General features: G+C 57.0%; 7 protein-coding genes. 4 read left to right on the top strand and 3 right to left on the bottom strand.

Annotated features, from left to right (window positions below):
* Nucleotides 1-222 (bottom strand): recombinase family protein (locus tag K6T64_RS16260; RefSeq protein ID WP_288011158.1); only part of this gene is annotated, 222 nt, incomplete at its 3' end.
* 198 nt (nucleotides 223-420) lie between these two features.
* Here K6T64_RS16260 and K6T64_RS16255 point away from each other — a divergent pair.
* Nucleotides 421-684, top strand: a complete 264-nt coding sequence (locus tag K6T64_RS16255; protein WP_288011155.1) for an AbrB/MazE/SpoVT family DNA-binding domain-containing protein — start codon at nucleotides 421-423, stop codon at nucleotides 682-684.
* A 148-nt stretch (nucleotides 685-832) separates the two neighbouring features.
* Complete coding sequence (locus K6T64_RS16250; protein WP_288011152.1) at nucleotides 833-955, top strand: type II toxin-antitoxin system RelE family toxin; 123 nt, start codon at nucleotides 833-835, stop codon at nucleotides 953-955.
* Between the two features lie 430 nt (nucleotides 956-1,385).
* On the opposite strand, the gene K6T64_RS16245 is transcribed toward K6T64_RS16250, so the two are convergent.
* Nucleotides 1,386-1,655 carry a recombinase family protein gene (locus K6T64_RS16245; RefSeq protein WP_288011151.1) on the bottom strand — a complete coding sequence of 90 codons (270 nt, stop codon included), beginning with the start codon at nucleotides 1,653-1,655 and terminating at the stop codon, nucleotides 1,386-1,388.
* Nucleotides 1,656-1,855: 200 nt separating this feature from the next.
* On the opposite strand from K6T64_RS16245, the gene K6T64_RS16240 reads away from it, so the two are divergent.
* Nucleotides 1,856-2,125: an AbrB/MazE/SpoVT family DNA-binding domain-containing protein gene (locus K6T64_RS16240; protein ID WP_100668944.1), complete on the top strand. Its 270-nt coding sequence runs from the start codon at nucleotides 1,856-1,858 to the stop codon at nucleotides 2,123-2,125.
* A gap of 542 nt (nucleotides 2,126-2,667) precedes the next feature.
* On the opposite strand, the gene K6T64_RS17070 is transcribed toward K6T64_RS16240, so the two are convergent.
* Nucleotides 2,668-2,889 (bottom strand): AbrB/MazE/SpoVT family DNA-binding domain-containing protein, encoded by a 222-nt coding sequence (locus tag K6T64_RS17070; protein WP_483306160.1) that lies wholly within the window; start codon nucleotides 2,887-2,889, stop codon nucleotides 2,668-2,670.
* A gap of 850 nt (nucleotides 2,890-3,739) precedes the next feature.
* Between K6T64_RS17070 and K6T64_RS16235 the strand changes: the two genes are divergently transcribed.
* A complete protein-coding gene (locus tag K6T64_RS16235; RefSeq protein ID WP_288011147.1) occupies nucleotides 3,740-4,813 on the top strand; it encodes a glycosyltransferase in 1,074 nt (357 codons plus the stop codon).
* The last annotated feature ends 271 nt before the right edge of the window (nucleotides 4,814-5,084 follow it).

Raw genomic sequence — 5,084 nt, 5'->3', positions numbered from 1 at the left:
CACCACCTCGTCCACGACGAGATCTCGCTCGGTTGCCCACTGGGTGATTCGAGACACTTGCCTGTCCAAGTCACTCCGCTGGTCGTGAGAGGACACCCGGGCATACACGACCGTCCGGCCGCCTTCACGGGTCGGAGGGACATCCACCAGGATCGTGCCGGATTCGGTCTGACGGGCAGGTACAGGCAGCTTGCCGTCTTTCCACCAACGCCAAGCGGTCATGTAGGAGATTCCTTGTTGCCTAGCCCAATCAGATAGTTTCATGAGACGATTATATAACAGAAATGTACGTTCGTCTATAGATGTTTACAAACTTCCAGGCTGTTGATCACCCCCTTTGTGCACAGCGCATAGAATAAGAAAGTAAGAAATAATATTTATGAATCGACAAACCGATCAACGGAAGGGGCGAAGTGACGAGTGAGACAAAGTAAAGTCACCAGCCACGGTCAGGTGACGATCCCGAAGTCGATCCGAGACGCAATTGGTCTCGAGGAGGGCGACTATGTGATATTTGAACGGGTACCCGAAGGTATTCTGCTGCGGCCAAAAAAGGTGCGACTCGTTGATCCGGATGATACGCTGTCTCTCGAAGATCAGGAAGTGGTACAGCGTGGTCGGGAGCAGATCCAACTCGGGGAGTACGTGGAATGGAATGATTTACGGAAGGAGTTGGAGGAGTGAGTGAGTGGCGCGTGATTGTGTCGCGTGAGGCCGCCGCAACACTGCGGCGGCTCGACCGCAAGCAGAAAGAGCGTACAATCCGCGCCATCGATCGGATTGCCAAAGATCCAACACCAGGTCCAGGAAATGATATCCGCCCCTCCAAGGAGTGTCCGGACTCTGGAGGATGCGTGTGGGTGACTGGCGCCTTATTTTCACGATCCGCACCGAGGAACGGATCATTGAGATTGTGGCTGTTCGTCCGCGGGGAGAAGCCTACCGACGGCTCTGAACCACCGCTGCCAAGGTAAGAGCTCACATGAAAGCGGCTATGTGGAAGTTATTTCCCGTTGTGCACACAAACTTCGATCGCCAATGTCGCGGCCGCAGACAATCCTGGACGGCATCTTCCCAACCACGGACATGGCCGAATGGCCGTGCCAATTCTCCGCCTCTTCCATTGGGGGGAGGGTGGTTTCCGTAGTGCGTGTGGCTGTATTTCTGGACCGAGTTGGCGGATAAGACTTCTAAGAAATGCGGGTCAAGCCCCGGCGGAATGCTCGGCGCTTTGCGGATGATGATTTCACGGTTTGACTTGTTGACCGTAAGCTCGACCTCGTCCCCCATGTGCAGGCAAAGAGCCCGCAGCGCCTCTTTTGTGAACGTGATGCCGACGCTGTTGCCGATCTTCGTAACCTACCGGCGTACTTGGCGCAATGGGATCACCTCGGCATCGCGGATTTCCGGGCGCAGAACGTCTCCAGCAACTCCACTTGCCGTTCCAAATCCCCCTTCTGGTCGTGAGTGGAGACCCGGGCATAGGCGAGAGTGATCCGCTCTTTCGGTTCCGGTTTCTTGCGGGCCCACCCGCGAAGGCTGGCCAGGTCGTACCGACGGTGCCCGCCCGGCGTCCGCTCCACCCGGATTTTTCCTTCCGCCTTGGGTCTCCGGGGCAACTCCCAACTCTTTGGCGGCTCTACCAAAACCTTCATGAGATAATATTACACAAAATTATGAGGAATATCAATCTTTATTAAGGTTTATGTGAGCAGTTGCGACCCCCCGACAAAGGGGTGCTCCTGTACCGAGAAAACACGGCTCGAACAGCGGATGACGTAGACATTTGTGCACTTGCCAATGCGGTACGAAAATAAGAAAATAAGAATATCCCAAAGTGAAGGAGTCGTGACGAATGGAGCGCATTATACATCCAACGGAACGCGGACAGGTAACTATCCCAAAAAATATCCGCGAAGCATTGCATATCTCTGCTGATACTCCGCTCGTTATTCGCCAAGAAGGGAGAAGGATCATCATCGAGCCAGTCTCCGGTCTAGAACTGCTTACTCGTCAACTCGAGCACGAAGCGAAAACTCGAGGGATCTCACCGGAGGAATTGGTGGCGGAAGTGGAACGTGTCCGGCAAGAACTTTTTAACAAACGAACCGATGTGAAACAGTAAACATGACGCGACTCTGGTGCCTAGACACAAATGTTCTAGTTTCGGGACTGGTCTTCCAAGGTCCTGAGCACGTCCTCATCCGACAATTACAACATTACCGAGAACCCATATTGTGGTTTCCCACTTTGGAGAGTGAGCTTCAGGAAGTATTGGCTAGAAAATTTGCGCTCACTGACGTTGACTGGCCTTCAGTATTTCCAAGAGGTGCCCGAAGCACCACCTGACCTTATTAAACAAGCGATTGAAGACCTTCGCAATCCTAAAGATGGGCCAATCTTGGCGGCTGCCAGGTTCTACAAAGCTGATTTCCTGGTTACGGGAGACAGAGACCTTCTGGTGTTGGCCCCGATGGAAAAAACGCTGCGTATTCTTACAACGAAAGAAGTATCTTGCCAAAATTTGGAGCAAGACATCACATGCAATCACGAAATACCTCCTGGACCATATAACCCAAGTAGGCCGCCTGCGGATCCTCAGGGGTGAGCATTCCCGGATCACCTGGAGGTTGATGGCGATGATTTCTTCGGGTGTCAGGTAACGAGTCATCTGTCCTTCAATCCTTCAATGGTTTCCCGGTACCGTTCGATGTTAGCGGACAAGACGTCGAAGAACTGCGGGTCAAGCCCCGGCGGAATGCTCGGCGCTTTGCGGATGATGATTTCACGGTTGGACTCGTTGACCGTAAGCTCGACCTCGTCCCCCATATCCAGGCCAAGAGCCTGCAGCGCCTCCTTTGTGAACGTGATGCCGACGCTGTTGCCGATCTTCGTAACCTACCGGCGTACTTGGCGCAATGGGATCACCTCGGCATCGCGGATTTCCGAAGCTCATCCGCCAGTCGTTAAAACCGTTTATAACCATTATACGTATCGATGTTAAGTTTGGTGGCGACAATACAGCGCGCTTGTTATCGCCCAATTTTGTTCTGACCAGTAATTTACAGGAGACCCCCCGACAAGGGCGTGCTTCTGTACTGAGGAAACAGGACTTGAACCGCGGATGACGTACTGCTGCGGGCGATGTTTCGTGCTACTGTAAATGTGTAAAAAATAAGGCCAACGGTGCGGGGCGCCGATGGTCGCATAGGAGCGCTCACAAGGGCGGCTCCTCCGGATTAGGCGAAAAGACCGTCAACCCAGTGGCTCAGGGGCGGTCTTTTCTAGTGGTATTGATGATCGCGAAGACGAGTGCGGCTGTGTCGACTGTGCGAACACTTTCACACAGCGCCCTCTCCTTGGATAGGAGAAAGGCGTTCTTTTGTGCCGTGAACGGTTGCACCATCCCTGGTTTCCGGGGCACGTGCGGAAGCCTCCGCGGGGCGTCTCCATACAGGTGCCGTCCTTGCTTCCGCAAACCCCGCGCGGCTCCTACGATGTCTTTCCTTTTGCTCTCAGCCCTTCCGTCAGCAGTGCTGTGGCCAAGAATGCCTGCTGTGGGGGGCTTACCGTGACGCGGGCGACGGCGGCCTGGCGCACCACGAGCGAGGAGCCTCTGCTGACAACCTGTTCCCCCACAAAATATCCCCGCGCCCACACCGCCGATGCTCTTCCCTCTTGCCAACGCCCTCCCGGTGGTCTACGATCGGAAGGGAATACGGCGCGAGGAGGCCTTGGGATGCGGGTGCTCACCATGATCGGCGCGGGGGAGTTCGGCGGCGCGGAACAGCACGTCTTCGACCTGCTGCGAAGCGTCAAGCGGGTGGAGCCGCGCCTGGCCGTCTTCTACGAGGGTGAGTTGGCCTCCCGCATGAGGGCCGTGGGGGTGCCGGTACGGGTTCTATCCCGTTCCCCCTGGCGGGCCATCGCCGAGGTGGTGGATTACGCCCGGGCTCAAAACATCGTCCTCCTTCACACTCACGGGGTCCGGGCCAACGTCATCGGCCGCCTGGCGGCCCGAAGAGCGGGCGTGCCGGTGGTTACTACCGTCCACAGCGTGCTTGCGACAGACTATCCCGACCCCCTCAAACGGTGGCTCTTCGTCGGCCTGGAGCACCTGACCCGGCGCCAGACCGACCGATTCATCTGCGTTTCCCGGGCCCTGCGGGACGACCTCGCCGCCGGGGGCATTCCTCTCGAACGTCTCACGGTGATCCACAACGGCATCGACATCTCTCGTTTTCATCGAGACGGCGACGCCGTGTCTCTCAACCTGCCCCGCCCGCTGATTGGCACCGTGGCTCGGATGCACGCCGCCAAAGGCTATGACGTGCTACTTGATGCCGCCCGGGAGCTGGTCAAGGGGGGCTTTGCCGGCAGCTTTGTTTGGATTGGCGACGGTCCGCTCAAAACGCAGCTCGCTCGCCGCATCCAAGAGGCGGGTCTGGAGGAGCGGGTGCGGATCGTCGGCTATCAACCAGACGTCGAGCGATGGTTGCGGGCGGTGGATGTGGTTGTGCTTCCGTCTCTCTCTGAAGGCTTCGGCTTGGCGCTGCTTGAGGCTCTGGCGTGTGGCAAGCCGGTGGTGGCCAGCCGGGTGGGAGGCTTCGCCGAAGTGGGCGAGGGGTTGGCGGGAGTGCGCCTGGTGCCCCCGGGGGACCCCTATACCCTTGCCGCTGCGGTGGACGGCATGGTCCGGGAACGGGTGGTCCTCCCCGATCCGGACGCCGTGGCGAGCCTGTACTCGCTGGAGCGCATGGTGAGGAGCACCGAGGAGGTCTACGCCGAAATCCTGGCGAAAAGGTCCCTCTAAAAATCCTTCGCATAGAAACGATGATTTGCGAATTTGCGCCGGCCGGAAAAATGAACTAGACTGAGAGCACTCGCGGATCCGGAAGATTTCTGGGTGGGTGAGAAAGGAGAGACGCCGCCCCGTGTCAACTCACGTAAAAATCTTACCGAAGGGATATAGCTCACTCACATAAATATCTAACCCAATCCCTATCCTTGTGGAGGAGGAGGGGGAGGGGTGAATGGCCGTAAGGCCAGAGGGGAGGAGCGAAGCGCCCTCCCCTGAATAGGGC

The sequence above is a fragment of the Kyrpidia sp. genome (assembly GCF_023512215.1).
In the GTDB taxonomy this organism is placed as follows: Bacteria; Bacillota; Bacilli; order Kyrpidiales; family Kyrpidiaceae; genus Kyrpidia; species Kyrpidia spormannii.
This window is presented reverse-complemented; position numbering and strand designations above follow the sequence as displayed.